The 26,781-nt window shown below is 65.1% G+C and carries 27 protein-coding genes; 13 read left to right on the top strand and 14 right to left on the bottom strand.

Going from position 1 to position 26,781, the window contains the following annotated elements; genetic code table 11:
* Positions 1-329: 329 nt before the first annotated feature.
* The 8 genes from RJT37_RS12815 to RJT37_RS12780 all read right to left on the bottom strand — a co-directional run bounded on the left by RJT37_RS12815 (position 330) and on the right by RJT37_RS12780 (position 6,551).
* Positions 330-1,610: a right-handed parallel beta-helix repeat-containing protein gene (locus RJT37_RS12815; RefSeq protein ID WP_313685019.1), complete on the bottom strand. Its 1,281-nt coding sequence runs from the start codon at positions 1,608-1,610 to the stop codon at positions 330-332.
* Between the two features lie 240 nt (positions 1,611-1,850).
* A complete protein-coding gene (locus tag RJT37_RS12810) occupies positions 1,851-3,194 on the bottom strand; it encodes a glutamate-5-semialdehyde dehydrogenase (protein WP_313685017.1) in 1,344 nt (447 codons plus the stop codon).
* Complete coding sequence (proB, locus tag RJT37_RS12805) at positions 3,191-4,021, bottom strand: glutamate 5-kinase (protein WP_313685015.1); 831 nt, start codon at positions 4,019-4,021, stop codon at positions 3,191-3,193. The genes RJT37_RS12810 and proB overlap by 4 nt, the downstream gene beginning before the upstream one ends.
* Before the next feature lie 52 nt (positions 4,022-4,073).
* Positions 4,074-4,847: a pyrroline-5-carboxylate reductase gene (proC, locus tag RJT37_RS12800; protein ID WP_345785368.1), complete on the bottom strand. Its 774-nt coding sequence runs from the start codon at positions 4,845-4,847 to the stop codon at positions 4,074-4,076.
* Between the two features lie 118 nt (positions 4,848-4,965).
* Complete coding sequence (locus RJT37_RS12795) at positions 4,966-5,259, bottom strand: DUF7521 family protein (RefSeq protein WP_311173683.1); 294 nt, start codon at positions 5,257-5,259, stop codon at positions 4,966-4,968.
* Positions 5,259-5,633, bottom strand: coding sequence for a helix-turn-helix domain-containing protein (locus RJT37_RS12790; protein ID WP_311173682.1), 375 nt, complete (start codon positions 5,631-5,633; stop codon positions 5,259-5,261). Before RJT37_RS12790 ends, RJT37_RS12795 begins: the two co-directional genes overlap by 1 nt.
* A gap of 129 nt (positions 5,634-5,762) precedes the next feature.
* Complete coding sequence (locus tag RJT37_RS12785; RefSeq protein WP_313685011.1) at positions 5,763-6,041, bottom strand: DUF8145 family protein; 279 nt, start codon at positions 6,039-6,041, stop codon at positions 5,763-5,765.
* Positions 6,042-6,044: 3 nt separating this feature from the next.
* A complete protein-coding gene (locus tag RJT37_RS12780; protein WP_313685009.1) occupies positions 6,045-6,551 on the bottom strand; it encodes a macro domain-containing protein in 507 nt (168 codons plus the stop codon).
* Between the two features lie 107 nt (positions 6,552-6,658).
* Between RJT37_RS12780 and RJT37_RS12775 the strand changes: the two genes are divergently transcribed.
* The 6 genes from RJT37_RS12775 to RJT37_RS12750 all read left to right on the top strand — a co-directional run bounded on the left by RJT37_RS12775 (position 6,659) and on the right by RJT37_RS12750 (position 11,892).
* Entirely contained in the window at positions 6,659-7,525 is an 867-nt protein-coding gene (locus tag RJT37_RS12775) for an inositol monophosphatase family protein (RefSeq protein ID WP_313685007.1), read from the top strand.
* Positions 7,526-7,574: 49 nt separating this feature from the next.
* Positions 7,575-8,258 (top strand): YqjF family protein, encoded by a 684-nt coding sequence (locus RJT37_RS12770; protein ID WP_313685005.1) that lies wholly within the window; start codon positions 7,575-7,577, stop codon positions 8,256-8,258.
* Between the two features lie 124 nt (positions 8,259-8,382).
* On the top strand, positions 8,383-8,841 hold the full coding sequence (locus tag RJT37_RS12765; protein ID WP_313685003.1) for a CopD family protein: 459 nt from the start codon (positions 8,383-8,385) through the stop codon (positions 8,839-8,841).
* Between the two features lie 6 nt (positions 8,842-8,847).
* On the top strand, positions 8,848-9,315 hold the full coding sequence (locus RJT37_RS12760; RefSeq protein WP_313685002.1) for a PH domain-containing protein: 468 nt from the start codon (positions 8,848-8,850) through the stop codon (positions 9,313-9,315).
* 1 nt (position 9,316) lies between these two features.
* Positions 9,317-11,155 (top strand): PH domain-containing protein, encoded by a 1,839-nt coding sequence (locus RJT37_RS12755; RefSeq protein WP_313685000.1) that lies wholly within the window; start codon positions 9,317-9,319, stop codon positions 11,153-11,155.
* A gap of 26 nt (positions 11,156-11,181) precedes the next feature.
* The gene (locus RJT37_RS12750) at positions 11,182-11,892 is read left to right on the top strand and encodes a carbonic anhydrase (RefSeq protein ID WP_313684998.1); all 711 of its coding nucleotides are present in this window, start codon (positions 11,182-11,184) and stop codon (positions 11,890-11,892) included.
* A 33-nt stretch (positions 11,893-11,925) separates the two neighbouring features.
* Here the strand turns inward: RJT37_RS12750 and RJT37_RS12745 are convergent, their stop codons facing one another.
* From RJT37_RS12745 to RJT37_RS12735, 3 genes are all read right to left on the bottom strand, one after another.
* On the bottom strand, positions 11,926-12,585 hold the full coding sequence (locus tag RJT37_RS12745; protein WP_313684996.1) for a bifunctional 4-hydroxy-2-oxoglutarate aldolase/2-dehydro-3-deoxy-phosphogluconate aldolase: 660 nt from the start codon (positions 12,583-12,585) through the stop codon (positions 11,926-11,928).
* 123 nt (positions 12,586-12,708) lie between these two features.
* On the bottom strand, positions 12,709-13,470 hold the full coding sequence (locus tag RJT37_RS12740) for an ABC transporter permease (protein WP_313684994.1): 762 nt from the start codon (positions 13,468-13,470) through the stop codon (positions 12,709-12,711).
* Positions 13,467-14,402, bottom strand: coding sequence for an ABC transporter ATP-binding protein (locus RJT37_RS12735; RefSeq protein ID WP_313684992.1), 936 nt, complete (start codon positions 14,400-14,402; stop codon positions 13,467-13,469). The genes RJT37_RS12740 and RJT37_RS12735 overlap by 4 nt, the downstream gene beginning before the upstream one ends.
* A gap of 107 nt (positions 14,403-14,509) precedes the next feature.
* Here RJT37_RS12735 and RJT37_RS12730 point away from each other — a divergent pair, with 107 nt between their 5' ends.
* Positions 14,510-15,937 (top strand): PQQ-dependent sugar dehydrogenase, encoded by a 1,428-nt coding sequence (locus tag RJT37_RS12730; protein WP_313684990.1) that lies wholly within the window; start codon positions 14,510-14,512, stop codon positions 15,935-15,937.
* A 48-nt stretch (positions 15,938-15,985) separates the two neighbouring features.
* Here the strand turns inward: RJT37_RS12730 and RJT37_RS12725 are convergent, their stop codons facing one another.
* Together RJT37_RS12725 and RJT37_RS12720 are read right to left on the bottom strand one after the other, a co-directional pair.
* On the bottom strand, positions 15,986-17,035 hold the full coding sequence (locus RJT37_RS12725; RefSeq protein WP_313684988.1) for a DUF7547 family protein: 1,050 nt from the start codon (positions 17,033-17,035) through the stop codon (positions 15,986-15,988).
* Positions 17,036-17,120: 85 nt separating this feature from the next.
* Positions 17,121-18,209, bottom strand: coding sequence for an NADH:flavin oxidoreductase/NADH oxidase (locus RJT37_RS12720; RefSeq protein ID WP_313684986.1), 1,089 nt, complete (start codon positions 18,207-18,209; stop codon positions 17,121-17,123).
* A gap of 93 nt (positions 18,210-18,302) precedes the next feature.
* Between RJT37_RS12720 and RJT37_RS12715 the strand changes: the two genes are divergently transcribed.
* The 6 genes from RJT37_RS12715 to RJT37_RS12690 all read left to right on the top strand — a co-directional run bounded on the left by RJT37_RS12715 (position 18,303) and on the right by RJT37_RS12690 (position 24,707).
* Entirely contained in the window at positions 18,303-19,979 is a 1,677-nt protein-coding gene (locus tag RJT37_RS12715; protein ID WP_313684984.1) for an acyl-CoA mutase large subunit family protein, read from the top strand.
* Between the two features lie 167 nt (positions 19,980-20,146).
* Entirely contained in the window at positions 20,147-20,950 is an 804-nt protein-coding gene (locus RJT37_RS12710) for a YihY/virulence factor BrkB family protein (RefSeq protein WP_313684982.1), read from the top strand.
* 160 nt (positions 20,951-21,110) lie between these two features.
* A complete protein-coding gene (gene mce / locus RJT37_RS12705) occupies positions 21,111-21,497 on the top strand; it encodes a methylmalonyl-CoA epimerase (protein WP_313689961.1) in 387 nt (128 codons plus the stop codon).
* Between the two features lie 57 nt (positions 21,498-21,554).
* The gene (locus tag RJT37_RS12700; protein WP_313684980.1) at positions 21,555-23,216 is read left to right on the top strand and encodes a class I adenylate-forming enzyme family protein; all 1,662 of its coding nucleotides are present in this window, start codon (positions 21,555-21,557) and stop codon (positions 23,214-23,216) included.
* Positions 23,217-23,284: 68 nt separating this feature from the next.
* A complete protein-coding gene (locus RJT37_RS12695) occupies positions 23,285-24,436 on the top strand; it encodes an acyl-CoA dehydrogenase family protein (RefSeq protein ID WP_313684978.1) in 1,152 nt (383 codons plus the stop codon).
* Positions 24,437-24,506: 70 nt separating this feature from the next.
* Complete coding sequence (locus tag RJT37_RS12690; protein WP_313684976.1) at positions 24,507-24,707, top strand: DUF7835 family putative zinc beta-ribbon protein; 201 nt, start codon at positions 24,507-24,509, stop codon at positions 24,705-24,707.
* A gap of 159 nt (positions 24,708-24,866) precedes the next feature.
* Here RJT37_RS12690 and RJT37_RS12685 read toward each other — a convergent pair whose 3' ends face one another.
* The gene (locus RJT37_RS12685) at positions 24,867-26,672 is read right to left on the bottom strand and encodes a bacterio-opsin activator domain-containing protein (protein WP_313684974.1); all 1,806 of its coding nucleotides are present in this window, start codon (positions 26,670-26,672) and stop codon (positions 24,867-24,869) included.
* Between the last annotated feature and the right edge of the window lie 109 nt (positions 26,673-26,781).

The following is a 26,781-nucleotide window of genomic DNA, read 5'->3' as shown; positions in this document are numbered from 1 at the left end:
ATCGTGGTGGTATTATACGCTCTTGCAGCCGAACCAGCCGTGAGAACCTGTCTGTACTGCCCCAGGAGCCGAGAACTCTCGTCTGTGGAAATTCACGCGGCAGGTGCGTTGCTATCTGCTTTTTTCCACTGGGGAGTTGCGTTCGCTGTGTTCGGCTGAATGTCACTGAACCACCCGGAGAGTCGCGCTTCCACACCGACCGACCCGGGATCGAAGCGCTGTCGAGACAACCGCAGAGACGGGCCGCGCGTATCCCCACACTGTACTCGACCAAGCAGCCGAGGGGGACCGCTGTTCGAAGAGTGGATGATACGTTTCTTCCGGGAATCTCAGGGATCGAATGGTGCGACCTTGGTTGCAGTTCCTTCGTCTTCGATCCGGGTATCGAAGCCGGTGATCGTGTTCTGAATGAGTTTGTTGTTGTCCGCGACGGGAACGAATTCGTTGTCGACGTTGTCCTCGAGGAGGATGCCAACACCGATGTTCCCGTCCGGGTCTGCCGTCCCTTCGTCGTCCTCGATGCGGTTGTTGACGACCTTGTTGTTACTCGTCGAGGGGCCACGGTTCGTGAGAACGCCACCATATGGTTCTGCGACAGCTTCGATGAGTGCGCCGAACTCCGCGTCGACGACGTGGTTTTTCAGGAACATATTACCGTCCGCGGACTGCCGGAGCCACCCCCACGAGCCACACGAAAGCGCGACATCGGCGTTCTCGACGCGGTTGCCCTGAACGGCAACGCCGTCGCTTTCGAAGATCAGAATCCCAGAGGCAACAGGGCTTTCGTCACTGTATCGGTTGTCGATGACCTCGTTGTTCCGGACGGCCCCCGCCGCACCGAAACCGATCTGGATCCCGTTCGGTCCCCACGCTTCTCCCAGTCCAGTCGAACCCCGGACTGTGTTGTTCCGGATTCGAGCAGTCGGTGAGGGATGTACGCCCCCGTCTCCGTTCGCTCCGATCCCGCCACGTTCGTACTCGCGGATGCTGTTGGCGACGATCGTCACGTCGGAATCACCGTACGCGAGGATGCCAAACGTTTCCTTCCCCCCGACCCCCATATTCTCGATAGTGTTCTCCGAGACCGTTCCGGAGGCATTTCGCAGGAGCACGCCGGGTTTCCGACGGGCAGACGGCTGTGTTCCTCCTCCGTCGAGCGTGAATCCGGACAGGGCCACGTCGATCGTCCCCGGTCCGCTCACGTCCCCGGCCTGCTCGCTCCCACCGTAGGCAAACACCAGAGGCTCCCAGGCCGGCCCACTCTCCGCGATCGTGAACTCCCCTGGCGACGATTCCGGTGTAATCGTCGGCGACGAACCGGGGGCACTGCGTAGTGTGAGGGACTTGTTGATCACGATCTGTTCGGGATACGTGCCATCTTTCACGCAGATCGTGTCACCCGCATCCGCGGCGTCGACGGCGTCCTGAATCGTGACGTGGTCGTCCGGGACGACGAGGTCACAAGGGTCCTGTCCGCGTGAGTTGCCTTTTCCGGGGCTTCCGGCAGCGCCGCCTCCGAATGCGAGAAGGCTCGTCCCACCGATAGTGAGTCCTTTCAGTGCGTTTCGCCGGGTTAGCCTGGCCTCTGGAGATCCTGTATTTTTTGCCATAGTGTACCAGGGCCGTTTTTTCCAGGCCCTTCCCGACTACATCTGTGTACGCCGACATAGTTAGACAGTGATTACCACTGATATGACAAATATATGTCAATTATTGTGCCGGTAAAATCTCTCTGTTGAGCTCCTTGACTCTCTCCTGTGCCGTCAGGAGTGAACTCCGGAAGCCCGGTTCGGTGAAGATCCGAATTTCCCCGCGGTCTCGACTCGCCGCCGCGAAGCGTGGGGCTTCGACTACCGGTCTGCGAGCCGTCCGGGCGACCACTCGCCCTCGAAGTCGCGGTGCGTGTAGGGTTTCGCGTCCTCGCCCGCGTAGGTCGCGACGAGCTGGCCGTCACCCTCCAGGTGGTACTTGTAGGTCGTCAGCCCATCCAGACCGACCGGGCCGCGGGCGTGCGTCTTCCCCGTACTGATCCCGACTTCCGCGCCGAGGCCGAACCGGTAACCGTCGGCAAAACGGGTAGAGGCGTTGTGGAAGACGGATGCGGCGTCGACGCTCTGCATAAACTCGGCGGCGTGGTCGGAATCTTCAGTGATGATCGACTCGGTGTGCTTCGAGCCGTAGGTGTTGACGTGGTCGATGGCGTCCTCGGCGGAGTCGACGATCTTGATCGAGAGGATCAGATCGCCGTACTCCGTCGACCAGTCCTCCTCGCTCGCGGCGTCCATTTCGACGATCTCGCGGGAGCGGTCGTCGCCCCGGAGTTCGACGCCCGCGTCGCGATAGCGGGCTGTGAGGCCGGGCAGTAGGTCCGCCGCGATCGACTCGTGGACTAAGAGCGTCTCGACGGCGTTGCAGACGGCGGGGTACTGCACCTTGGCGTCGAAGGCGATGTCGGCCGCCATCTCCAGATCTGCCTCGGAGTCGACGTAGACGTGACAGACGCCCTCAGTGTGGCCGAGGACGGGGATACTCGTGTTCTCCTCGACGTAGCTCACGAACGCCGAACTCCCCCGCGGCATCAGGAGGTCGACGGCGTCGTCGCGGTCCAGCAGGGTCTCGACGTCCTCGCGGGCCTCGATGAGTTGCGCCCATCCGTCCGGGACGTCCGAGGCGGCCTCACGGATGATCTCGTAGAGGATCCGGTTGGATTCGGCGGCCTCGCTGCCGCCCTTGAGGATGACCGCGTTACCTGATTTGAGGCTCAGCGCGGCGATCTGGACCAGGGCGTCGGGGCGGGACTCGAAGACGGTGCCGAGGACGCCGATCGGGACCGACACCTTGTACAGTTCCAGGTCCTCGTCGAGTTCCCGCGCGGCCAGCGTCCGGCCGAGGGGATCCTCTTGGCCAGCGACGCTGCGGACCATCTCGGCGATGTCGGCCAGTTTCGAGTCCGAGAGCTTCAGTCGGTCGACGAACGCCTGGGTGTACTCGCCGGCTTCGAGCAGCTTCTCGGCCTCGGCGACGTCGCGCTCGTTGGCTTCGAGGATCTCCTCGCTTTTCGCTTCGATCGCGTCGGCGATCGCGTGCAGCGCCTCGTTCCGCGTCGCCTCCGAGAGGTTCGCGAGTTCGAGTGCTGCGGACTGTGCTTCAGTGATTTTCGTTTCGGTGGACTTCTCGGTGGTTCCTTCGCTCATAGGTGATCGTTGATCGGCGTGAAGATAGTTCCCACGGGGCGTTCGGTTGCGACCTTCTCTAAGACGTCCTCCTCTGTCGAACGGGCGATGACCGCCGGGATGCCGTGCTCGCTGACGGTGCGTGCGCCCTGGACCTTCGTGCGGATCCCGCCGAACGAGCCGCTGGCGCTCTCTTCGACGATCGCCTCGACCTCGTCGTAGTTGCGGCCGACTGCCTCGATGAGTTCTGCGTCGGGATTCTCCTTGGGGTTGCCGGTGTAGACGCCGCCGACGTCCGTCAGCGTGACCAACAGATCCGCGTCGACGCCGATGGCGATCGACGACGAGATCATGTCGTTGTCGCCGATCCGGATCTCCTCGGTCGCGACGGCGTCGTTCTCGTTGACGATCGGGACCACGCCCCACCCGAGGAGCGTCTCGATGGTGTTCTTGAAGTTCGTGAACCGCTCGGGGTCTTCGAGGTCGTGTTCGGTCACCAGGATCTGTGCGACGGTGAGCCCGTACCGCTCGAAGCTCTCGGTGTAGCGCCGCATCAGGTGGCTCTGTCCGATCGTCGACAGCGCCTGCGACTCCTCGACGGTATCGTCGCTGGCGAAGCCGATCCGGCCCTTTCCGGCGCCGATCGCTCCCGACGAGACCAGGATAATTTCCTTGTCCCGTTCGACCAGCCCCGCGACGTCGTCGACGAGTTTGTCGAGTTTCCCATCGTCGAGATTCGAGGATTCGTCGGTGAGGGAGTTCGTTCCGGCCTTGACGACGACGCGGCCCGCGTTCGCGGCCAGCGAGCGCGCACTGGAGACTTCCTCGGCGGCGACGCCACCGCTCATTGTCGTCCTCCGACGGCGAACCCGCCTCTGCTCTCTGTGCGATCGGTGCTGTTCATTCGTCGGCTTCCTCCGACAACTCGACCGAGCGCCGCCGGGCGGCGCTCAGTGCGTCACCGACGACCGTATCGACGTCGCTGTCGAACAGAACGTCCATTCCCTCGATCGTCGTGCCGCCCGGCGAGCAGACGGCGTCGATCAGCGAGTCGATGTCCCTGTCGGACTGGAGGACGGTCTCGGCAGCGCCGACGAACGTCTGTGCGGCGAGTACCCTCGCGTCCTCGGCGTCCAGTCCTTCCTCGACGGCGCGGTCCCGCATTGCTTGAATCAGGTAGAATACGAACGCGGGGCCGCTCCCGTTCAGCGCCGTGGCGACGTGCATCAGGTCCTCGTCGATCTCGACGAACGACCCGAGATCCGAGAGCATCTGCCGGACGTTCTCGTCGGGTTCGTCCCACGAGACGGCTGCGGCCATATTCCGCGTCTCGGCCGCCAGATTCGGCATCACGCGGATCACTGTCGCTTCGGTCTCGGCCTGGACGACCTCGCGCGAGACGCCCGCCGCGATGGTAACGAGCGTCCCGTCGGCGTCGAGAGCAAGATCCTCGAGCACAAGCGGGACGATATCGGGCTTCACCGCGAGGACGACGACGTCAGATCCCTGTACGTCTTCGAGGTTCGTCGTCGTCCGATCACAGTAGGCCCCGACTCCCTCGAAGGCGTCGGGGTCGACGTCGTACCCCGTGATTCTGTAATTTTCCGCCTTCGAGAGCCCTGTGATGAGGGCGCTGCCCATATTTCCACAGCCGATCACGCTGACGTCAATCATCTTGTGGAGACGTAGGAGTGGCCGCCGATATACGAACTTTGGTTTCGCTCCGGAATTCGGCGGCCGTCGGGTCCCTCCAAAACCGCCGTTCCGGTGCGGGCCGTCGGCCGCCGGCGCCCTACTCGGCGTACAGCGAGTACGTGATGACAGCGAGGCCGACGAATGTCAGAATCGCGTCGATCAACAGCCCGGTCGCGAGGTCGACGCCGAGGATGAAGTCCAGCGTGCCGCCCAGGAGTGCGCCGAGCGTGATGATTCCGAAGCCGATCCCGAGTGCCCGGAGGGACCGGGAACCGCTTTTCCGGTAGGCCTTCATCGAAAAGTACGTGATGAGGCCGCCGAGGACGAGAATACCCGTCTTCACCACGACAATTCCCGTTGCGATGCTCGCGGATGTACCAGTGTGTACCATTATGTTTCCTCCTTGACAGCAGTCCAGATGTCTGCGAGCCGTTCTTCGGGCCCGTGGTCGGGGCGCGAGATCCGAACGTCGAGTTTCCGCGTCTCGGTGAGCGCGATGCGGACCTCCTCGAATGCGACCGCGTACGTCGTCGTGTGGTGTCCGTCCGATCGGATCTCCGTCCCCTCCTCGAGCAACTCCGCATCGGTCAGTAAATCCAGTTTGCGATACGTCGTCGAGAGTGGAATGTCACACCGCTCGGAGATCTCGCTCGCCGTACGCGGCTCCTCCAGCTCCCTGATAATCGCCCTCGCATCCTCGTCGTCGAGCGCGTCGAGAACGGATCGGAGGTCCGACGGTTCCTTCGCGGACGGCTCGCTCGCCATTACCGGATCCTCGGACACGAGCGGTATTAATCTCCCGGGATCGATATCAGGGCCGGTAGCGGTGATCTGCCCGATACCTTGCACACAGCGCCGCCGAGACCGAGGTACTGAGTGTCTCTGGTGGCGGATTCACACATCCCCGCCGTTCAGAACACTCTCCGTCCCCGTTGTCGGCGAGTCTGCTGTCGGTGGCCGATCACCGGACTTCCCAACGGCCACCTGTTCGTGTGTATGATGGTAAAACCGGAGCCGCGGGCTCCCGTCGACCAGCAGCGGCTCGAAACAGACGCGCCGGTACCGCTCGTTGTCGAGTAGATTGACCGCGATCCCTGCCTCGTGCTCGGAGATCGAGTCGTACGCTGTCTCACAGACGGGACACAGTTCGGGTGCGTCGTCCGGAACCCGCATCAGTCAGGACGTCTCCTCTGCGAGGGCTCGGTTCGCCGTCTCGTATTCGGCATCGCTGTAGATGATAAACCGGACGTCGTCGAGCGATTCGGGGTCGAACGACTGGATTTCCTCACCGATGATGGCTGCGCCGTCCTCGGTCGAAAACCCGGCGACCCCGCATCCGAGCGCGGGGATCACCAGAGATTCACAGCCGCGTTCGTCGGCCGCTTCGAGGGCGTTTCGCGTCGCGTTGCGAATGCTCGCTTCGGTCGCTTGCCCGTCGCCGTAGTGGGGCATCGCCGCGGCGTGGATCACGTACTCGGCGTCGAGGCCGTAGGCGTCGGTCACGGCGACGTCGCCGAGTTCGACCGGGCCCTTCGAGACGGCGGCGTCGTTCAACTGCTCGCCACCGACGCGACGGAGTGCGCCGGCGACGCCCGACCCCATCTGGAGGCTCGTCCCCGCGGCGTTGACCAGCGCGTCCGCGGACTGCTGTGCGATGTCGCCCTGGATGAGCGTGAACTCCATATCGCGGCGTTCGGCCGCCAGGATCAAAAACGTCGGCGCCCGCGGTGAGGGCGGTGTTCCAGCTCCGGACCGAACGGCTCTTGATGCGGTCGGGGCCTTTGTGGTGTATGAATGGGACTCCCTCGGCGCCGGCGGACGCCGAAGCGGTCGCCGCGCGGGCGGTTCGGGCCGGCGGCGAGTACCTCCGCGACGGCTTCCGTGACACTTCGATAGAAGCCGAATACGGCACCGACGACGTGAAGTCGGCCGCCGATCGCGCGGCCGAAAAACGCGTTTGCGAGGTACTCCGCGATGCGTACCCGGACCACGCGATCCACGGAGAGGAGTCGGGGCGGAACGGCAACGGCCGCCACGAGTGGGTCGTCGATCCGCTCGACGGGACGAACAACTACGCGGCCGGATTCCCGTCGTTCGCGACGGCTGTCTGTCTCCTCAGAGAGGAGACGCCGCTCGTTTCGGCGATCTACGAACCGCTCCCGGACTCTCTGTATCTCGCCCGGCGCGGCGAGGGCGCGACCGTCGACGGTGATCCGCTCGCGGCCGAAAGCGAATTGTCGTTGTCGCGGGCGACGGTCTCGTTTGTCATCGGACTGCCCGCGCTCCGTGACAACGCTGCGCGGGCGCGGGGTGACCGGATCGAGGCTGCGCTCGATACCCGCTGCAAGCGCGTCCTCGATACCTGGTCGCCCTGCGTCGACTGGGGACTGCTCGCCCGCGGCGGCATAGAGGGACTGGTCGCGTACAAACCCGACGTCTACGAGCAGTATGCGGGTGAGCTTCTGGCCGCCGAGGCCGGGATCGAGCATCGAATCTTCGACCTGGACGACGGTGTTGCGAGCGAAGTCGACCGAGACAGTCTCGATTCCAGCGACCACGTCTCCGGCGTCGGGCGGCTGTACGTCGCTGCCACCGACCAGGAGCGCTGCGAAGATCTGGTTACGACGACGCTCGACGTGCTCGATACCGAGGTGTGACACCACACCCCGAGGAAGCGGAAAGTGCCTCAGGGACGTATCTTCTCGTATGGACCTCCTCGAAATGCGGTGGCGCGACGCGCTGTTTGTTCACTGGCGGGTCGACCCCGCGGTCGTGGCCGCGCGGCTCCCAGAGGGGCTCGACGTGGCGACCTACGACGGCGAGGCCTGGCTCGGGGTCGTCGGCTTCGAGATGACGGACATTCGTCCGCGCGGCGCTCCTGTCGGCCTCTCGTTTCCGGAGTTGAACCTCCGGACGTACGTCCGAGGCCCGGGCGACCACGACCACGCTGTCTACTTCTTCAGTCTCGACGCCGACGATCCCCTCGGCGTCCTCGTCGCCCGCGGGCTCTTCCGGCTTCCGTACTACCGGGCCGAAATACGGCTGACCCGCGATGCCGACGGAGCAGTGACGCTCCGGAGTCGGCGTACGAGCGACGCGCCCGCGGCCCGGTTCGACGGGACCTACCGACCGACCGGCGAGCAGTTCGTTCCCCAGGAAGGGACGCTCGAAGCGTTTCTGACCGAGAACTACCGGTTCTATACTGGAACTGGGACGCTCTACTACGGCGACATCTCCCACCCGCCGTGGCCGCTTATGGACGCCACCCTCGACATCGAATCTAACACCCTGTTCGCGGCGAACGGGTTCGAGGCGCCCGCGGGCGATCCGCTGGTTCACTACTCTCCGGGCGTCCGGGTGACGGCGGATCGGATTCGACGCACCAGGTGAGGTCAGGCAGACGGATCCGGTGTGGGGGTATGGCACAGGATCGGAGCCCACTGTCTGGACTTTCCTGACCCGAACTCGTCGCGAACCGCCGGGTTTCAAGCGTCCCGGGTCCCTCCCGGTTTCTATGGTACTCGACACTGTGATGACGACCCTGCACGTCCTCGTCGGGGCGCTTTGGGTCGGCAGCGTCGTCTTCGTCGCTGGGGCGATCCTGCCCGCGGCGGTCTCGGGCGATCTCGATGCGGCGCCGCTCGAAGCAATCGCCGACCGGTTGGTCTACTTCTCCCGAGGTGCGTCCGTCGTGATGCTCCTCACGGGCGGACACCTCGCCGGGACGGGCTACACCGTCGCCACGCTGACGGGGTCCTGGCGCGGCCACCTCGTGCTCGCGATGCTCCTGCTGTGGCTCGTCCTCTCCGCGCTCGTCGAGATCGGACGGAGCCGGCTCGTCGACGGCCTGCAACAAAAGCGGGTGCGTGCCCCTGCAAAAGCCGCAACGACCGTGTTTCGCGCGGCAGCCGTCGTCGGCGTGCTCCTCCTCGTCGATGCCGGGTTGCTCGCCTCAGGGATGTCCCTGTACTGAGCCACAATGAACCGTCTCCACCCCCGGGTTCGGCTCATCTGGATCGGCAGGTCGGTGCTGACTTCGGCCCTACTCGCCGGTGCCGTATTCGGTGTGGGGCGGTTTTTCCGGCCCGCGTGGCTGCCATCCTGGGCGCCCATCGCCGTGTTCGGTGTCCTTGCAACGCTCGGCGTCACGTTCGCGATACTGCGATACCGCTCGTGGCGGTGGGAGGTCCGGGAGGACTCGCTGTATCTCGAACGGGGCGTGCTCACTCACGTCCGGACAGTCGTGCCGTTCGTCCGGATCCAACACGTCGACACCGCACGTTCGCCGATCCAGCGGTTCCTGGGCCTCGCCAGCACCGTGGTCTACACCGCCGGCTCCCGCGGCGCCGACGTCTCCGTCCCGGGACTCGAAGTGGGCGGTGCCGACGACCTCCGCGAGCGGCTCAAGCGGCTGGCAATCCGCTCGGAGGGCGAAGACGCCGTCTGAGATGACCCGGACGCTCTCTCCGCTGTCGATCCCGTATCGTGTCCTCCAGCGAGGCGGCGGTATCGTCGTCGGGATCGCGTTCGTGCTCTTCAGCGGCGGTTCACTGCCCGGGATGGAAACCGCCGCTCCGCTTCTGTTCCTCGGCGCACTGCTCGCCGCCGCAGCCCTGATCGGCTACGAAGTGGCCTACGTGCGCCGGTTCAGTTACGAACTGGCGGGCGACACGCTCGACATCGATTCGGGTGTGCTCTCCCGGCGGAGCCGAGAAATCCCGCTTCGCCGGGTCCAGAACGTCGATATCTCCCGAAACGTGTTCCAGCGACTGCTCGGGATCGCGGTCGTCTCTTTCGAGACCGCCGGCGGCGGCGAAACCGAAGCCGAACTCCGGTTCGTCTCGTACACTGAGGCAAAGCGGCTCCAGCGCGAACTCGGCCGGCTCAAGCGCGGGGACGCAGCGAGTGCCGGGACCGAAGCGGACGCCCACGAAACGTCGGGCGAGGACGTCGTCGACGATGTCGCGACTGACACTGGCCCGGAACGGTCGGAACTGTTCGCGCTGGGGCGGTCCGAACTCGCGCTGCTGGCCGTCTTCTCGATCGATCTCCGTGTGCCCGGAATCCTCTTCGTGCTCGTTTCGACCGCCGGCTCGGCTGTCGTTTCGAACTTCCTTTCGACGGTCTCCGGACTGCTCTTCGTCCTCGGCGGCGTCCTCATCGTCGTCGGCGTCGCGCTGCTCTCGTGGATCGTGGGCGCAGCGGCGGCCATCCTCAACTACTACGATTTCCGGCTGGTTCGTTCCGGCGAGGAACTCCAGTACGAACGCGGCCTGCTGCAGCGGTACGACGGGTCGATCCCGTTCGAGAAGGTCCAGACGCTGACGATCGCCGACAACCCGCTGAAACGGTACTTCGGGTACGCGTCGCTCTACATCGAGACGGCGGGCTACGCGCCGGGGTCGGGCGGCGGCTCCCGCGGGTCGGAGGCGGCGATTCCGATCGCCGACCGCGAGCGGATCCTCGATCTCGTCGAGGAACTGGAACCGGTCGGCGACGTCGACTTCCGGCGGCCACCGAAGCGTGCCCGGGAGCGATACGTCATCCGCTATTTGCTCGTGATTGCAGTGCTGACGGCGGGTCTCTACGCCGCCGACGCGTTCCTCGGCGCGCGGATTCCGTGGTGGCCGCCGCTTCTTTTGGTCCCCTTCGCGATCGCGTTCGCTCACGCCAACTGGAAACACCGCGGCCACTGGCTCGGCGAGCACCACGCCGTCACTCGGAACGGCGTCCTCCGGCGGGAGACGAAGATCGTTCCGTACTATCGGATCCAGACGGTCATCGACTCCCGGACCGTCTTCCAGCGCCGCCGCAATCTCGCGACGGTGGCAATCGACACTGCTGGCTCGCTCTCTCTCGGCGGCAAAGACGCCGCGGCCGTCGACATCGCCGACGAGCGGGCGGACGAACTGCTGACCGAACTCGAAGCCCGATTGAAACGCGCCGTCGACGCCTTCAGAGCCGGACGCGCGGGCGTCGGCATCGCCGATCCGGAGGAAGACGGTCCTGTAGAAGCGCCGGAAGAAGACGGTCCTGCAGAAGCGCCGGAAGAAGACGGTCCTGTAGAGGCGCCGAAAGAAGACGGTCCTGTAGAAGCGCCGGAAGAAGACGGTCCTGCAGAAGCGCCGAGAGAAGACGGTCCTGCCGAAACGGCGGAGAATGACGGCGACACTGGCGACGCAAAACAGGAACCTCCCCAATCCGACGACGACACTGAGGCCTCGCCCGACGACGAGTCGTCGAACCGGAACCAGACGACGGATGGCCGGGACGATCCGGGCGATTGAAACGAATGTCCGTGGACAGTTTGGGTATGGAATCGCTGGAACGCATACTGCGGGGCAACGACGAACACGTTGCATCGATCGGCGAAGATCACTTCGAAGGCATTCGCGAGCGGCAGGACCCGCCGATCGTTTCCGTCTCGTGTTCCGACTCGCGCGTTCCCGGCGAAGGGGTCTGGAACGCGGCATCCGACGGAGACCTGTTCACGTCGGTCAACGTCGGCAACCAGGTCTGGACCGACATCGACGACCAACGCGTCGTCAACGACGCCGTCGGCTACGCCGTTTCCTCGCTGTCTGTAGACCTGATCGCCGTTCTCGGACACACCGGATGCGGTGCGATTACGGCCGCATACGAGGCCGTATTCGGCGACAGCGCGGACGTCGGTCCGCCCCCGGACAGGCACGCCCAGCCGGCAGTCGATGCGGCCGTCGGGCGTCTGATTCCGATCGTCGAGGACGCCAGGGGGGCAGGCGTCGTCGACGCGTCGACGCCGCCACTGCGGGCGATCAACCGTCTCGTCGAGTATGCGGTCCGCGAACAGGTCGAATTCCTGGTCGACGACGAGAGCGTCCCCGAGGATGTCGTCGTCGCCGGGTTCGTCTACGACTTTCAGCGCGCGTACGGCGATGCCGATGGAGCCGCCTATCTCGTCTCTCTCGACGGCGAGACGGACGGGGAGCAGCTACGCAACAGCCTCACAGCAGAATATCACGACCGCGTCGTCTCGCTGCTGTAAGCCCCAGGTCCACCGACGGCGTGAGTTACCCCATCACTCCTCGCGCACCTCGTCGATGACCCTCGTGAACTCCCGGGCGGTTTCGGTAATCGCCTCGAAGTCTCCGCGAGCGATCGCAGCGTCGTCCATAATCGCGCTGCCGGCGCCGACGACGACAGCGCCGGCCTCGATGTAGTCTGCCACGTTCTCGACGTCGATCCCGCCGGTCGGCATCAGTGGAATCTGCGGCAGCGGCCCGGCGATGCTCGACAGATGTGAGGGTCCCAGCGAGGCGGCCGGAAACACCTTCACGATGTCTGCGCCGGCCTCGTAAGCGTTCAGCGCCTCCGTCGGCGTCATTGCTCCGGGAGCGACGAGCGTTCCGTAGCGATTGCACGTCGTTACGACATCAGATTCGAAGGTCGGGCTGACGACGAACTCCGCGCCGCTTCTGATCGCCGCCTGCGCAGTTTCGCTGTCGAGCACCGTCCCGGCGCCGACGATTGCTTCCGACTCGGAGAAGGAGCCGGACACTTCCGCGAGCAACTCCATCGCGTCCGGATTGTCGGCGGTGACCTCGAAGGCGGTGATGCCGCCCGCGGCGAGCGCGTCGGCGACGTCGATGACGGTGTCCGCGTCGGCGCCGCGCATCACTGCCACGACGCCGCTTTCAACGAAGCGCTGCAGGTCCTCGCTCGCATCGAGTGTGACCATCTCGTCCGATATCGGTTCCGCGGCCGAATAAAGCCCGATGGCGGATCCGCGCGCGGATCATCCGGCCGCTCTATCGGCGCGTCGCTCGGCCAGTCGCTCCTAGCCCGTCGAACGGACTGTGTCTCACTCCGTTCGCGGGACCGCGAACGCTCCGGCGGCGAAGAACACGACCGCGAGCACCGCCGCAACCGCGAGGTTCGGGACGGCCGCTGTCGTCGCATCCGCGTAGGTCACCGCGCGGATGCCCCGGGCGACGTACGTCAACGGCGAGAGCTCCAGCGCCGGACGGAACCACGCCGGCAGCAGCGACGGGGTGACGAACGTCTCCGAAAGGAAAAGCACGGGGAGGGCGATCGCGTTCGAGGCTGCGATGACGCCGTCCTGGGAGTCGGCAACCCGGCCGATGATAGCCCCGAGACCGCAGAACAGCACGACGCCGAAGGCGACGAACGGGACGACGAAAAGCGTCGCCGGCGTCAGTGGGATTTCGGTCCCGGTCACGAGGACGGACAGCGCGAGCAACAGGAGCGCGGCGATACCGATCACGACGACGTTCACGAGCGACTGCGCGAACAGCCACTCCGCGCGGGTCAAAGGCGTCGTCGCGAGCTTCTCGAACCGGCGACCGTCCCGATAGCGGGCCACCGTGCTCCCGATCCGGGAAAGCGGCGTGAACAGCACGACGACCGCCAGATAGCCCGCGATGTAGTAGCCCTTCGGTTCCGCGAACAGACCGCCGCCGGTCGGCTGTGTCTGCACCAGCGCGCCGAAGATGACGACGATGATCGCCGGGAAGAAGAACGTGAAAAACACCGCCGTGCGGCGCCGGAGGAACGCGTGCCAGGAGGCCGTAAACTCCGCGCGAATCCGGCCGGCGCGACTCACCGGCCGCCACCCCCGGAAACCGCGTGATCGCGATCCGCGGTGAGATGCTCGCCCGTCAGTTCGAGATACACGTCCTCGAGATCCGGCTGTTTCCACGTCAAGGAGTCGAACTCGATGCCCCCCCGCTCGAAGGCGGCGACGACGTCGCCGATCTCACGTGGCCCCACGTCCTCCACGACGATCTCGCCATCCCGGACTAAAGCGCCGAATCCGAGGTCGATGTCGTCCACCGCCGCGGCATCGACGCCGCTTTCGACGATGAGGCGGCTTCGACCGCCGTGAGCTTCGATCAGTTCCCGGGGCGGACCGACGGCGACCAGTCGGCCACCGTTGAGGAATCCGACCCGATCGGAGAGCTGTTCGACTTCGGCCATCGAGTGACTCGTGAGGAGTACCGTCGTCCCGCCGTCCGCGAGGGTTTCGAGCAGCCCCCACAGTGCGCGCCGGCCTGCCGGGTCGATCCCGGTCGTCGGCTCGTCGAGGAAGAGCACGTCCGGATCGTTGACGAGCGCGATGGCGACGCAGACGCGACGCTTTTGTCCCCCGGAGAGCGTCTCGTACCACTGTTCGGCCGTTTGGCCTTCGATTCCGACCTCCGCGAGGACTGCGTCGACGTCCCGCGCTTCGTCGTACAGGCCCGCGTATTGCGATATCAGTTCTCGGGCTGTGAGCCGCCCGGCGGGGGAGAACGACTGCGGGAGGAGGCCGATCCGTGACTTCGCAACCGCTCCGGGCGCCTGGCCCAGTACCGAAATGTCCCCGTCGACGCGCGTCGTTCCGGTAAGCGCGCGGACTAGCGTCGTCTTCCCCGCGCCGTTGGGCCCGATGAGGCCGAACACTTCACCGGTGTCGATCTCGATGGAGACGCCGTCGAGGGCCGTCACGTCGCCGTAGGACTTCCGCACCTCCTCGGCGACGAGTACCGCTGACATACGGTCACGTCTGAGCCCTCGGATGGTAAGCCGTTCGGATCTCGCCAGACGTTGTCGACGCCCACCACCGGCGAATCATCCTTGTGCGTTCGAGCCGTGACGTCGGTATGAACGAGTCGTCATCTGCGGCTTTCCTCCGTCGGCGTCGGTTCCTCCAGTCCGGCCTCGCTGTCGGCCTCGCATCGATCGCGGGATGTGCCGCAACCGACGGTCCCGACGATAGCGACACGGATGGATCGACTGGATACGGGACTGATTCGGCGTCGACGGGCGGGAGCACTCCGTCGACGCGGATTCCGACGCCCGCCGACGCCGACGGCCCTCGTCCGGACTTGGAGAGCGCTCGCGTCGGAGTCGAACGGGTTGCATCGGGCTTTTCGGCGCCGCTTGATTTCGTTGCTCCGGCGGGAACCGACCGGCAGTTCGTCGTCGACCGCGTCGGAGTGGTCTCCGAGTTGACCGACGCCGGCCGGAGCGACACGGCGCTTCTGGACCTCTCGGACCGCGTGGTTCTCGGGGGCGAGCGGGGCCTGCTCGGCGTCGCAGCGCATCCGGAGTTCGCGGATACCGGCCGCCTGTACGTCCGATACAGCACGTCGCCCGGTGGAGGGACGCCCGACAACTACAGCCACACGGCGGTCCTCGCGGAGGTCACCGTCGATCCCGAAGCGGACGCCGCGGACGATTTCACCGAGCGGACGCTGCTTGCGGTACCACAGCCGCAGTCGAATCACAACGCCGGGGCGCTCGCCTTCGGTCCCGACGGGTACCTCTACGTCGCGTTCGGCGACGGCGGCGGCGCGAACGACGTCGGCACGGGGCACGTCGAGGACTGGTACGACGCCGTCGCTGGCGGTAACGGGCAGGACCTCACGGAGAATCTGCTGGGGAGCATCCTGCGGATCGACGTCGACGAACGCGGCGGTGTGGATGGCTCCGGCAACGACAAACCCTACGGCATCCCGGCCTCGAACCCCCTCGTCGGCCGCGAGGGGCTCTCAGAGCAGTACGCGTGGGGCTTTCGGAACCCCTGGCGACTCTCATTTGCCGGCAGCGACCTCTACGCTGCCGACGTCGGACAGGACGCCTGGGAGGAACTGAATATCGTCGAACGCGGCGGCAACTACGGCTGGAACGTCCGCGAGGGAGCCCACTGTTTCCGGGAAGATACCTGTCCGGCCACGACACCGACGGGCGAGCAGTTCGTCGATCCGGTCGCGGAGTACGCCCACGACGGCGACCTCGGGGGCGTCTCGATCATCGGCGGGTACGTCGCCGAGAGCGACGCAGTGCCCGATCTCCAGGGGGCCTACGTTTTCGCCGACTACGTCGCCAAGGGGCGACTGTTCGCGGTGGATCCGGGTGCGACACCCCCGTGGGAGATCGAGACGCTGCCGGTCGCCGGGGAGACGGATCTCGGACGCTACGTGCTCGGCTTCGGTCGCGGGCAGGCGGGCGACCTGTACGTGCTCACTACCGACGACCCCGGCGGTGAGGGCGACGACGGGCAGGTGTTCCGGATCAGTGAGCCCTGAAAACGTGGAATGGTGCTATCATTGAAGCGGCTTCAGCGAGTTTGAGCCTCAGGATTCGTCCTCGTCCGGTTCGTTGCCAGAGTTGTCGCCGGAGTCGGATGAATTCCCCTCCGGGGAGTCGCTGTCGGTCTCTTCGCTAGCCCTCTCGACGTCGCCCTCTTCGCTAGCCCTCTCGACGTCGCCCTCCTCGCCCGCTTTCCTGTCGACCCCGTCGGCAGAACCGCTGTCGGTTGCAGATTCATCTCTCTCACCGCGTGGTTCGACTTCGTCTTTGATCGAGGCCAGTTCCGCCTCGACGTCGATCTCGACCTCCTCGGTCGACGGTTGTTTCTGCATTTCACCGTCCGTACTACTCTCGGACTCACTCTCGTCTCGATCAGTAGCCAGATCGTTGGTGACGTCGATCGTGACCGCGTCGGAGCCGGTGTCGGGCGCAGCCTGTGAATCGTCGCTTTCGCCGCGATATCCGTACCGTTCGGATTCGGCCTCAGTTTGCGCCGCCGCGAGTCGTTCCGCGACTTCCCCGGAGAGCCGCTGGGCGTCCTGGAGTAGCTCGCGAGATGTCTCCTCTTCGGGGAGGTCAGACTCCGAGAGCGCCCGCTGGAGTTCCGAGAGGGTCCGTTCCAGGCCTGAGACCGCGCCGCGTCCCATCCCCGAGACCGCGTCGCGGCCGGCCCTGGTAACTTCGTCGCCGAGGTCAGTCGCTCGCGTCCGGCCGCCCCCCGAGTCGCGGGGATCGAACGCAGACCGCTCCGGGTCCGCGACGCGAAGTACCCCTCGGAGGAGTTCAAGCGACTGGATCGTCGTCTCCAGTAGCGAAATCACGGTCGGCAGCGTGTACTGCTCGGTGAAGCGGAACAGTTCGCGCAGCGACGGTGGACGCGGCGGGCCTCGTCCCGATCGACCGCGGGGCGAGTCCGGATCGATCCTGGTCGATCCCCGCCGATCCCGGCTTCCGTCTCCCGCCTGATCGTCGGCGGGCGGACGCCCGGACTCGGCGCTCAGTTCATTCTGAAGCGCCGAGAGGGTGGTTTCGAGATCGTCGAGAAGCACGCGCAGATCCGCTTCGTCGCGGTCGGCGTCGTCGCGGGAGGACATACCAGTCGTAGGGAACGAGCGGACAAAAGGGTATGCGCCGGGGGTGAGTTTCGGCGCCGATTGGGATCAGTCGAACCGACCACGATCAGTCGAACCGACCGCGTTCGTACTGTTTCGGCCACTCGACGTCGACGCCGAGTTCGTGGGCGGCCTCAAGGGTGAAATAGGGGTTTCGGAGGTGTTCACGGCCGACGATCGCGAGATCTGCGCGATCGTTCCGGATCAACTGATCGGCCTGCTGGGGCGTCGTGATCCCACCGACAGCCCCGACGGCGGCCTCGGTTGCCGCGTTCACGCGTTCGGCGTACGGCACCTGATAGCCCGGCCCGCTCTCGGGGACCTGCTGGTCCGGATGGATACCCCCGGAGCTGACATCGATCAAGTCGGCGCCCGCGTCGGCGAGCAGCGGAGCGAGTCCCGCGGAGTCGTCGAGGTCCCACGACTGGCGGTCCGGCAGCCAATCGGTCGCCGAGATCCGGACGAACACCGGCTGGTCGTCGGGCCACACGTCCCGGACCGCCTCTGTGACCTCGCAGGCGAGTCGGGCGCGGTTCTCGAAGGAGCCGCCGTACTCGTCGTCGCGGTCGTTCGTGACCGGCGAGAGGAACTCGTGGAGCAGGTAGCCGTGCGCGGCGTGGACCTCGGCGATCCCGAAGCCGACGTCGCGTGCGCGCTCTGCGGCCAAGCGGAACTGGTCGACGACGCGCTCGATGTCCTCCGACGTCATCCGCCTCGTCGGAACGGGATCGCCGTCCGGATGTGGATACGGCGTCGCCGTCGGTGCCAGCGTCTCCCAGCCGCCCGTTTCCACCGGGACCGGGCCGCCGCCGTCCCAGGGCGGGCGGGTGCTGGCCTTCCGCCCGGCGTGGGCGAGTTGGATACCCGGGACGCTCCCCTGCTCGCGGATGAACGAGACAGGGTCTCGCAGCGCCTCGGCGTGGTCGTCGGACCAGATTCCGAGGTCACGCCGCGAGATCCGTCCGGCGGGGGAGACGGCGGTCGCTTCGGTCATCACGGTGCCGGCACCGCCGACGGCGCGGCTCCCCAGATGCACCTGATGCCAGTCGGTCGCGTATCCGTCAGGCGCCGAGTACTGACACATCGGAGACACCATTACGCGGTTCGGGAGCTCCGTCCCGTGGAGCGACAGCGGCGTAAACAGCGAATCGGTCATCGGGGGGGCTCAACACGGCGAGGCCAAAGGCCTGCTGACTCCCTCTCAGCGGGAGCGGACAGTTTCAAGAGCACCGGGCCGCCACCATCGGGTATGTTCGACCCCGACGAGCTCGCCGAGATCCGGGCGGCCAAACGCGAGTGGGAAGAAGAGACGCTCGCGCCCACGCTCGACCGGTTCGGGGAGCGCCGGGAGACGTTCACAACGGATACCGGCGGGCAGGAGGTCAAGCGGCTCTACACCCCCGAGGACGTCTCAGACCTCGACTACGACGAGGACCTGGGCTTTCCGGGAGAGGACCCCTACACCCGCGGCGTCTACCCGACGATGCACCGCGGGCGGCTCTGGACGATGCGGCAGTACGCCGGGATGGGAACCGCCGCGGAGACGAACGAACGCTTCCGCTATTTGATCGAACAGGGTTCCTCTGGCCTGTCGATGGCGTTCGACCTCCCGACGCAGAAGGGCTACGATTCCGACGCCGCGATGGCCGCCGGCGAGGTGGGGAAAGCCGGGGTCGCGATCGACAGCCTCCGGGATATGGAGGTCGTCTTCGACGGCATTCCCCTGGACGACGTGTCGACGTCGATGACGATCAACGCGCCCGCGGCGGTGCTCTTTGCGATGTACGTCGCGATCGGCGACCAGCAGGGCGTTCCTCGTGAGGAACTCCGCGGGACGATCCAAAACGACGTGCTCAAAGAGTACATCGCCCGCAATCTCTACATTTACCCGCCGGGGCCGTCGATGCGGCTCGTGACCGACATCTTCGAGTTCTGCGCCGAGGAGACGCCGAATTTCAACACGATCTCCATCTCGGGCTACCACATCCGCGAGGCCGGGTCGACGGCCGCCCAGGAAGTGGCGTTCACGCTCGGCGACGGCATCGAGTACGTCGAGGCGGCTCTCGACGCCGGACTCGACGTCGACGAGTTCGCTCCGCAACTCTCCTTTTTCTTCAACGCACACAACAACATCTTCGAGGAAGTCGCGAAGTTCCGCGCCGCCCGCCGGATGTGGGCGAAAATCCTCGAAGAACGGTTCGGCGCCGAGGACCCGAAGTCAAAACAGCTGAAGTTCCACGCCCAGACCGGCGGGTCGACGCTCACCGCCCAGCAGGTCGAGAACAACGTGGTCAGGGTGGCCTACCAGGCGCTTGCGGCCGTCCTCGGTGGGGCCCAGAGCCTCCACACCAACGGGAAAGACGAGGCGCTCTCGCTGCCGACCGAGCAGTCCGTCAGGACGGCGCTCCGAACCCAGCAGATCCTCGCCCACGAGTCCGGCGTCGCGGACACGATCGATCCGCTGGCGGGGAGTTACTACGTCGAATCGCTCACCGACGATATCGAGGCGGAGGCCACGGAGATCCTCGAGGAAGTCGACGAGCGCGGCGGGATGCTCTCGGCCGTCGAATCCGGCTGGGTGAAACGGCAGATCCAGGACGTCGCCTTCGAGCGGCAACGGGAGATCGAATCGGGCGACCGGATCGTCGTCGGCGTCAACGAATACGAGGTCGACGAGGAGCCGCACGTCGACATCGAGGAAGTCGAGAAGGAAGACGAGAGACGACAGCAGGAGCGATTGACGGCAGTGAAAGCCGAACGCGACGAGGAGGCCGTCGAGGCCACACTGTCGGCGCTTCGGGAGGCCGCCGCCGGCGACGACAACCTCGTCCCGCCGATCATCGACGCGGTGAAGGCCTACGCGACCGTCGGCGAAATCTCCGATGTGCTCCGTGATGAATTCGGCGAGTACCGACCGAGCATTTAGCGGTGTTCGCAGGCGGGAGCGTCATAGACTTTCTTCTCTCGGTTTCTGTTTCACTCCTGCACCTTGGATTGCAAAACTCGGCAACTCCCTCGCAACCCTGGGTTTCGCTCCGTGAGGAGTGTGTGAGCGAGACAACCACTATCTGTCTACATCTCCGTAACTGGGCTATGAGACGCTTGGGCCACGCCTTCGAGTTCATTTTGACTGTCGGTCAGATGGCCGGGAAGCACAGCATCAAATATCCGGCGGCTGCCCTCGCGTATTATGCCTTCGTCTCGCAAGTTCCGCTTCTGATACTGGTGGTAGCGGTGCTCAGTGACCAGCTCGTCACACAGATCCAAAGGACTACGCCCGATTTTCTCACCCCTGATGCCCAGCAGCTACTCTCCGAAGCGCTGGTCACTGCGTCAGGGCAAACTGGGGCAGCGTTGCTCGCAGTCAGCGTGCTCGCTTGGAGCGGAGCAAACATCGTGATTGGCTTTCAGGAGGTGGTCAACCGGGTCGAACACACTCCCCGAGAATCGTTTCGCACGCAGCTTCGTGATGCCAGTAGTGTACTGGGCTCCTTCGGCCTAGTGATTGTCGCGGTCATCATCACAACCGTGGCATTTACGCTCCTCCCGATCGGTCGGGTTCTCTCCTATGGCGAACCGCTGGTCCAATTTGGTATGCTGACGATCGCGTTCCTGCCACTCTATTATGGTCCATCGCGAGTGGTGCGGTCACTGACGGCGGCGCTGCCAGGTGCGATGACAGCCGCGATCGGGTGGACTGTCTTGCTGACAGCGATCCGGTTTTACGCCAATAATGCCTCTCAGTATGCACTCTACGGTGTGCTCAGCGGGATTATCATCATCCTCACGAGCTTCTATCTGGGCGCGATTGTACTGATGCTCGGAGCAATCGTGAACACTGTGACTGCCGATACGAACCATCTCGAGGGGTGGGAAGGGAGTACCCGAAGACGATAGTTCTAATTCGACCGAAGGGACCTCTCTCGTTTTTCCAGGCGATTCTCGTGTATAACAACCCGATGTGAGACTCCGTCCGGCCGCTCGTATTGATAATCTCGCAATCTTCCGATTCTCGATAACCGTTATGTCGTCCTCCCCCAAGAGTGATCGTATGCCGATGGCTTTCGACCACCTCGGGGTGGCGACGACCGACGCCGACGGCCTCGCGGGGCGATTCGAGATGATCTTCGGGGCCCCGATCGCTCACGAGGAACAGTTCGACGGAATGGACGTCCGGTTCCTCGAACTCGACGGTGGCTACTTCGAACTGCTCGAACCGCACGACGAAGGGCCGATCCGGGGGTTTCTCGACAGTCACGGCCCGGGAATCCACCACGTCGCACTCCGAACCGACGACATCGACGCGGCGCTCGACCGGGCACGCGAGGTAGGCGTCGATCTGGTGGACGAAGAGCCTCGTCAGGGTGCCTGGGGTCACGAGGTGGCGTTCCTGCACCCCTCGTCGACCGGCGGCGTTCTCGTCGAGTTCGTCGCGGGCGAGTGAGCGTAGCGCGTCCGACGAACGGAGGGATTTAGGCGGTCGGGCCCGCCCACACGAACGATGCGTGATTGGCTCTCCCACCGGGCCCGGATCGATCCCGACGACGAGGCGCTCATCGAGGCCGAAACCGGTGACATATATCGGTTTTCGGATCTCGACGCGCTCGTCGACGACGTCGCCGGTCGGCTCGCGAGCCTCGGCGTCGAGCGAGGAGACCACCTCGGGACCGTGTTGCAACCGAGCCTGGAGTACGTGTGTCTGCTCCACGCCGCGATGCGACTCGGCGTGACGATCGTGCCGATGGGCGCCGGGCTCACCGCTCGGGAACTCGCCGGAAAGATAGCGACCGCCGACGTGACGATAGTTCTCTGTGACGCATCGACCGAAGGCAGCGTCGTCGACGCCGTGGCCCGCGTCGCGGACGGCACGGGAGCCGATATCGGAGTCGGGTCGGACACGAAAGCGCCCAGCACCGACGGGGGAGCCGACCGCGACGGGGAGGCGGCTGACCCACCGGCCGTCGTCTCTGTCGACGACCCGCAGGGCGACCGCACGGAACCGCTCTCGGCTGCGACCCCCGAGCAGGTGACGGCCGCGGACCTGTCGCTTTCGGATACCCAGTTGATCGTCTACACGTCGGGCACGACCGGCGATCCGAAGCCGGTTCGGCTGACAGTCAAGAATGTCCTCGCCAGCGCTGTCACTTCCGCGTTCCGGCTCGGGCTCGACCCGGCCGATCGCTGGCTGGCGACGCTGCCGTTACACCACGTCGGAGGGCTCACGCCGCTGCTCCGGATGCCGCTGTACGGGATGACTGTCGTCCTCCGGCAGTCGTTCGAGGCCGGTTCGGCAGCCGACGATCTGGACCGCTACGACGCGACTGCCGTTTCGCTCGTCCCGACGATGCTCAGGCGGATGCTCGATAAACGCGGAACGCTCACGGACTCGCTGCGGATCGTGTTGCTCGGGGGGGCCCCGGTCCCCACCGAACTTATCGAGCGGTGTCGGGACTACGGGGTCCCGGTTCATCCCACGTACGGGATGACGGAAACGGCGTCACAGGCCGCGACCGCGACCCCGAAAGAGGCGTTTGCGGACCCCGAAACCGTCGGCCGACCGCTTTTGTTCACCGAGGTGACCATCGTCGATGGAAGCGGGACGCCGCTGCCGCGCGGCGAGTCGGGGGAACTCGTGGTCGACGGCCCGACCGTGACTCCGGGGTATTACGGGAACGAACCGGCCGCTTCCGACTCGTTCGGCGAGTTCGGTCTCCACACGGGTGATGTGGCCGTCGTCGAAGAATCCGGGACGCTGAACGTTCTGAATCGCGTCGACGACCGGATCATCACGGGCGGCGAGATCGTCGACCCCGGCGAGGTTTCGAACGTCCTCGTTTCACATCCTGCGGTACGCGATGCGGTTGTCGTCGGGGTTCCCGACGCGGAGTGGGGCGAACGGGTCGCTGCACTCGTCGTTCCGGACAACAGGGTCGGGTCGGGTAACTCTGATAGCGGTTCCCCCGCGGAGGCCCCCATCGATCGCAGCGAACTCCTCGACTACTCGCGTGAGCTACTGGCTGGGTTCAAGCTCCCGAAAACGATCGCGTTCACCGACGAACTCCCGCGGACCGTCTCCGGAACGGCAGACCGCCAGGCGGTGCGCAAGACTCTTTCCAACAGTAGTTCGGAGTCTTCGGCCCCTGATCGCTCGGACAGCACATAAACTCGTAGCACGTTTGAAGTTTTTCACCGTTCCGAGAGTTATTTGCTGGTGGCACGACAGAGCGACTTATGGACTTGCTCGACGAGTCGATCGTCCCAGAACACGCCCGCGGTGTCAAACAGGAAGCCCGGGAGTTCGCCGACGAACATATCCGACCGAACGCCGAGGAGTACTTCGAGTCCGCCGAGTACCCCTGGGAGATCCTCGAAGCGGGGATGGACGCGGGGCTGGTCGCCCAGGACATCGGCGAGGAGTACGGGGGCCGGGGGCTCGACCTCGAACAGATCCTCGCGATAAACGAGGAGTTCTACGCGGCCGACGCCGGGATCGCGCTGACGCTGATGCTGGCCTCCTTCGGCTGTGAGATCGTCGAAACGTACGGCAGCGACGCGCAGAAAGAGAAGTATCTCCGGCCGGTGGCGGCGAACGACCAGATCTCGGGACTCGCTGTCTCGGAGCCGCACACGGGATCGGATATGGCCGGGATGACGACGACCGCCGAGCGAACCGACGACGGGTGGGTTCTCAACGGCGAAAAGTACTGGATCGGCAACGCGGTCGAGGCCGACTGGCTTACCGTCTACGCGAAGACCGGCGAGGGCGACGACCGGTACGGCAACTACTCGCTTTTCATCGTCGAGACCGACACACCCGGCTACGAGGCCGAACACATCCCCGAGAAGATCGGGATGCGCGCCTCCAAACAGGGCCACATCGTCTTCGACGACTGTGAGATCCCCGAGGAGAACCTCGTCGGCGCCGAGGGCGGAGGATTCTACGCGCTGGCGGACTTCTTCAACCACGGCCGGGTGGTCGTCGGCGGCCACGGCATCGGCCTCGCCGCTCGGGCGATCGAGGAGACCTGGAAGTTCGTCCACGACCGGGAGGCGTTCGGCCGCGAAGTCGCCGAGTTCCAGTCGACGCAGCACACCATCGCGGATATGCGGATGGAATTCGAGGCCGCGCGGGCGCTCAACTGGCGGGCCGCCGAGAAGGTCGCCACGAACGAAAACGCCGGATTCTGGGCGGCCGCGACGAAGACCAAGTCGACGGAGGTCGCCGTCGACTGTGCGGAACGCGGAATGCAACTCCACGGCGGCCGTTCGATCCTCGAGGAGTACCCGATCTCCCGCGTGTACCGCGACGTCCGAATCCCGGTTATCTACGAGGGGGCAAACGAGATCCAGCGGAACCTCGTCTACCGACAGGGGTCGATCTGACTCTCGCACCTAATCTTGTAGGGTCGCGAGTGAATGGGATAGTGCCCCTCGTATCAGGTACTGAAACACAATGTCGAAAACACAATCGACCCAGGCCGAACTGCGGGAGCACTGCGATGAATGTGGCACGACGACGCCGCACGCGGTTTCGATCGAACTCAAGACGGAGAGCAAAAAGAAGACGAACCGGGCGTTCTCCCGGGAGCCCTACCGAGTGACGAAGTGTCGTGTCTGCGGCGACCAGTACGCCCAGCGGATGAACAACGCGTAGGCGTCGCCCCGGGGGATTCTCCCCTCCCCCTGCGAGATCCGCCCTCCTCGATGACCGCCGGGCTCGCTCGTCGGTTTTTCGTACTCTCGGCTGCCGGTCTGTAAAGAAATTCGATATCTCGGAGTCGCGAATATCCCGCAACAGTTAGAGACGAGAGTATCAGTCGTCCCCGGCGGCGTTCTCGACGTCCCGCTTCGCGCGTGATCCCTCCGCCTCCGCGAAGAACGATTCCACGAGCTTCCGCTCCCCCGAGCGGAGATGTTCGTGGAACGTCGGGGCGGAAATCCCCAGGGACTCGGCGACCTCCTCGGCGGTACTCTCCCGGGGCCACTCGAAGTACCCCGAGACCATCGCCGTCTCCATCACATCACGCTGCCGGTCAGTGAGCTTCGCTTCGAGCTGTCGGCGGAAGGAGGTCGGTGACTGGACGTCGTCTTCGACCTCTCGTTTCGCCACGACCGAGACGTCCGGATACGACGACTGAATGGCGTCGGTGAGTGCGCGCAGATCCGAGCCCGCCGGCGTCCGGAGGACGAGCGTGCCCTCGCCGCCGGTCGCCGTAAACGACTCGACGGTCGCGCCGAGTTCGGTCAACGTGACCAGCACCGAGGCGTCCGTCAGCCGTAGCTCGAACAGCACTTCGTCGCTCTCCTCGGAGACGATTCGAGCCTCGACCAGCGCTTCCAGAGAGTCGACGGCGGACAGCACCTGCTCGGCCTCCACATCCTCGATCGTGAGATAACACGACACGGCGCCGTCACCCGCAGGGGCGACGTTCTCGAGTCGGACGGTCGTGTCGAACTCCAGAGAGAGATCGACGACGACGTCCCGGGTGTCGGTGTGGTCGAATTCGAGTTCGACCGCGCTGTCGCTGTAGAGTAACTCCTTGGACGTCGCAGCGTCGATACCGTTCCCGATCGTTCCGCCGATCTCACCCAGCACCGACCGTTCTTCGTCTGTGAGGGTACCGCTCACGTAGACGACGAGCGCCCCGTAGGTCGACTCGCGGTATCGGATCGGGACCGCGACGACGTCGTATCCGCCCTCTGCGGTGTCGCCGCCCGTGTCGATCACCGGAACCGCTCCGTCGGTGACTGTCGTTGTGACAACTGCGCCGTCGTCGACGGCATCACTAACGACGTCGAGCGCGACGGGTTGCCGATCCACGTCGGCGCCTCTGTCGCGGATCGCATCGATATCCACGGCATCGGTCGTCGCCCTCGGCTCGACTGTCCCCAGTGTCGCCTCGTATCTGGCGATCCACGCGCCGAGGTACGGCGAGGACTCGAAGGCCGAACAGACCGCCGTCTCGATATCCTCACGCGTCGTCGCGTCGACGAGTGCCCCATCGACGTCCCGAAGCAGTTCGTTGATCCGGCGCACCCGTGTCAGTTGTTGCTGGCGACGTTCGATCTCCGAGGCTCGTTTCTGCTTGAGGTCCCGGATCCGCTCGGTCAGAGCTTCCAGCGCTGCCGGATCACCGAGGTCGCCTGCCTTCCGCGTGTCGAGCGCCTCTTCGGTCGATTCGAGGGCGAAATACTCCCGCACCTCCTCGTCGAACTCCGAGCGGACGAGCAGTTCTTCGACCGTCTCCTGGAGTCCGTCCTGGCCGACGGGCTTGACGAGGTACTCGTCGAACGGCATCTCGACGATGTCGGTGTCGGGATCGACCGCCGTCATCATCGCCACGCGGCAGTCGTAGCCGCGGTCGTCGATCGCTTCGAGTACCTCGTCGCCGGACAGGTCCGGCATCCGCCTGTCCAAAAGCACGACGTCGACGGCGTCGTCCATCTTTTCCAGCGCTTCCTCGCCCCCGTAGGCGACACGGACGTCGTACTCCTCGCGCAGCCAGTACGCACAGGTGTCCGTCAGATCCCTGTCGTCGTCGACGATGAGGACGACTGGATCGTCGGCCTCCGGATCGCTCCCGTGTTCAGACTTCTCTGACCTCCGATCCGTTGACATCCTGATACGCGGAGAAAACGGGGCGACGAACTAATACCTGCCCCCTTCGCCGTCCGACCGACCGGGCGCCGAAACCTATCAGAAAGACCCTCTCCTGCCGAGTCGCTGC

This window comes from Halobellus marinus, from assembly GCF_032113415.1.
Taxonomy (GTDB): Archaea; Halobacteriota; Halobacteria; order Halobacteriales; family Haloferacaceae; genus Haloquadratum; species Haloquadratum marinus.
This window is presented reverse-complemented; position numbering and strand designations above follow the sequence as displayed.

Excerpts from the sequence above, each read along its gene's own strand:
- RJT37_RS12815 (WP_313685019.1), bottom strand. The coding sequence starts at position 1,610 with ATGGCAAAAAATACAGGATCTCCAGAGGCCAGGCTAACCCGGCGAAAC.
- RJT37_RS12810 (WP_313685017.1), bottom strand. The coding sequence starts at position 3,194 with ATGAGCGAAGGAACCACCGAGAAGTCCACCGAAACGAAAATCACTGAA.
- proB (WP_313685015.1), bottom strand. The coding sequence starts at position 4,021 with ATGAGCGGTGGCGTCGCCGCCGAGGAAGTCTCCAGTGCGCGCTCGCTG.
- proC (WP_345785368.1), bottom strand. The coding sequence starts at position 4,847 with ATGATTGACGTCAGCGTGATCGGCTGTGGAAATATGGGCAGCGCCCTC.
- RJT37_RS12795 (WP_311173683.1), bottom strand. The coding sequence starts at position 5,259 with ATGGTACACACTGGTACATCCGCGAGCATCGCAACGGGAATTGTCGTG.
- RJT37_RS12790 (WP_311173682.1), bottom strand. The coding sequence starts at position 5,633 with ATGGCGAGCGAGCCGTCCGCGAAGGAACCGTCGGACCTCCGATCCGTT.
- RJT37_RS12785 (WP_313685011.1), bottom strand. The coding sequence starts at position 6,041 with ATGCGGGTTCCGGACGACGCACCCGAACTGTGTCCCGTCTGTGAGACA.
- RJT37_RS12780 (WP_313685009.1), bottom strand. The coding sequence starts at position 6,551 with ATGGAGTTCACGCTCATCCAGGGCGACATCGCACAGCAGTCCGCGGAC.
- RJT37_RS12775 (WP_313685007.1), top strand. The coding sequence starts at position 6,659 with ATGAATGGGACTCCCTCGGCGCCGGCGGACGCCGAAGCGGTCGCCGCG.
- RJT37_RS12770 (WP_313685005.1), top strand. The coding sequence starts at position 7,575 with ATGGACCTCCTCGAAATGCGGTGGCGCGACGCGCTGTTTGTTCACTGG.
- RJT37_RS12765 (WP_313685003.1), top strand. The coding sequence starts at position 8,383 with ATGGTACTCGACACTGTGATGACGACCCTGCACGTCCTCGTCGGGGCG.
- RJT37_RS12760 (WP_313685002.1), top strand. The coding sequence starts at position 8,848 with ATGAACCGTCTCCACCCCCGGGTTCGGCTCATCTGGATCGGCAGGTCG.
- RJT37_RS12755 (WP_313685000.1), top strand. The coding sequence starts at position 9,317 with ATGACCCGGACGCTCTCTCCGCTGTCGATCCCGTATCGTGTCCTCCAG.
- RJT37_RS12750 (WP_313684998.1), top strand. The coding sequence starts at position 11,182 with ATGGAATCGCTGGAACGCATACTGCGGGGCAACGACGAACACGTTGCA.
- RJT37_RS12745 (WP_313684996.1), bottom strand. The coding sequence starts at position 12,585 with ATGGTCACACTCGATGCGAGCGAGGACCTGCAGCGCTTCGTTGAAAGC.
- RJT37_RS12735 (WP_313684992.1), bottom strand. The coding sequence starts at position 14,402 with ATGTCAGCGGTACTCGTCGCCGAGGAGGTGCGGAAGTCCTACGGCGAC.
- RJT37_RS12730 (WP_313684990.1), top strand. The coding sequence starts at position 14,510 with ATGAACGAGTCGTCATCTGCGGCTTTCCTCCGTCGGCGTCGGTTCCTC.
- RJT37_RS12725 (WP_313684988.1), bottom strand. The coding sequence starts at position 17,035 with ATGTCCTCCCGCGACGACGCCGACCGCGACGAAGCGGATCTGCGCGTG.
- RJT37_RS12720 (WP_313684986.1), bottom strand. The coding sequence starts at position 18,209 with ATGACCGATTCGCTGTTTACGCCGCTGTCGCTCCACGGGACGGAGCTC.
- RJT37_RS12715 (WP_313684984.1), top strand. The coding sequence starts at position 18,303 with ATGTTCGACCCCGACGAGCTCGCCGAGATCCGGGCGGCCAAACGCGAG.
- RJT37_RS12710 (WP_313684982.1), top strand. The coding sequence starts at position 20,147 with ATGAGACGCTTGGGCCACGCCTTCGAGTTCATTTTGACTGTCGGTCAG.
- mce (WP_313689961.1), top strand. The coding sequence starts at position 21,111 with ATGGCTTTCGACCACCTCGGGGTGGCGACGACCGACGCCGACGGCCTC.
- RJT37_RS12700 (WP_313684980.1), top strand. The coding sequence starts at position 21,555 with ATGCGTGATTGGCTCTCCCACCGGGCCCGGATCGATCCCGACGACGAG.
- RJT37_RS12695 (WP_313684978.1), top strand. The coding sequence starts at position 23,285 with ATGGACTTGCTCGACGAGTCGATCGTCCCAGAACACGCCCGCGGTGTC.
- RJT37_RS12690 (WP_313684976.1), top strand. The coding sequence starts at position 24,507 with ATGTCGAAAACACAATCGACCCAGGCCGAACTGCGGGAGCACTGCGAT.
- RJT37_RS12685 (WP_313684974.1), bottom strand. The coding sequence starts at position 26,672 with ATGTCAACGGATCGGAGGTCAGAGAAGTCTGAACACGGGAGCGATCCG.